At 59.7% G+C, this 988-nt stretch carries 1 protein-coding gene; it reads left to right on the top strand.

Annotation, left to right across the window (positions count from 1 at the left end; translation table 11 throughout):
- Nucleotides 1-25: 25 nt before the first annotated feature.
- Nucleotides 26-841 carry an IS5-like element ISH1A family transposase gene (locus IEX91_RS16175; RefSeq protein ID WP_188880242.1) on the top strand — a complete coding sequence of 272 codons (816 nt, stop codon included), beginning with the start codon at nt 26-28 and terminating at the stop codon, nt 839-841.
- Nucleotides 842-988: the final 147 nt, after the last annotated feature.

Below are 988 nucleotides of genomic sequence, written 5' to 3'. Positions count from 1 at the left end.
CAGGAATTGGACGCCGTCTGGCGATATGGTATCGCTCAGACGGCTTGCTTGGATGTGTCGAAACCTTGCCAAACAGCACGTTGACGATCCGGACGTACCCGCCGCGCCGGACGGCGCGGGCGGGTACGCCGAGTGGGTGCAGATCGCGTTGATTCTGTACCGTGTCGAACTGGAAAAGAGCCTCCGTGAATCCGAGGACTACCTCAACGAAATGCCCGGTGTTCTTGCCGTGTTTGGACTTGACGAGGCACCACACTACAGTTCGTTCTGCCGGTGGGAACGAGAGTACCGGATGCGTGAACTCCGCCGCCTGCTCCGCCAAAGCGCGGAGCAGGCGGGCTGGAGTGGCGAAGCTGCAATTGACGCGAGCGGCTTCCAGCGCGATCAAACCAGCTACCACTACCGCGACCGCGCGAATTACTCGTTGCAGTCGATGAAGACGACGATCTTGATTGACGTGAACTCGCTAGCGATTAAGGACGTTCACTACACGACGCAGAAGGCCTGGGACGGCCACATCGGGATGCAGGTCTTCCGCCGGAACGCGGAAGACCTGCGGGTGCTGTCTGCTGACGCGAACTACTCGTGGAGCGACCTCCGTGAGGAGTGTCGCTCCGAATCAACGCGACCGTTGATCAAGCACAGAGAGCAGACACCGTTGCAGAAGGCTCACAACGCCCGGATGAACGAGGACTACAACCAACGCTGGATGAGCGAGACGGGCTTCTCGCAGTTGAAGGAAGACGACGGCGAGAAGCTGCGCTCCCGGAGCTGGCACGGCCAGTTCCGGGAGCTGACACGGAAATGCATCATCCATAACCTAACGCAGGCGGCGAGTTAAGGGCTCGCCGCCTGCTCGCTTTCTCCGGACGTATCCGGGAGAGGCATCGCCGTCGTCATCGGAACAACGGAGCAAGGTACCATAGTTTTGACTCATCAGCAACCGCCGTGAGTGACAGCTACTGCATCTTCTGAGGTCAAGAACCCG

It is taken from the genome of Halarchaeum nitratireducens (assembly GCF_014647155.1).
GTDB classification, from domain to species: domain Archaea; phylum Halobacteriota; class Halobacteria; order Halobacteriales; family Halobacteriaceae; genus Halarchaeum; species Halarchaeum nitratireducens.
This window is presented reverse-complemented; position numbering and strand designations above follow the sequence as displayed.

Bases quoted from the DNA above. Each gene is read 5' to 3' on its own strand.
- IEX91_RS16175 (WP_188880242.1), top strand. From the start codon at position 26: ATGGTATCGCTCAGACGGCTTGCTTGGATGTGTCGAAACCTTGCCAAA.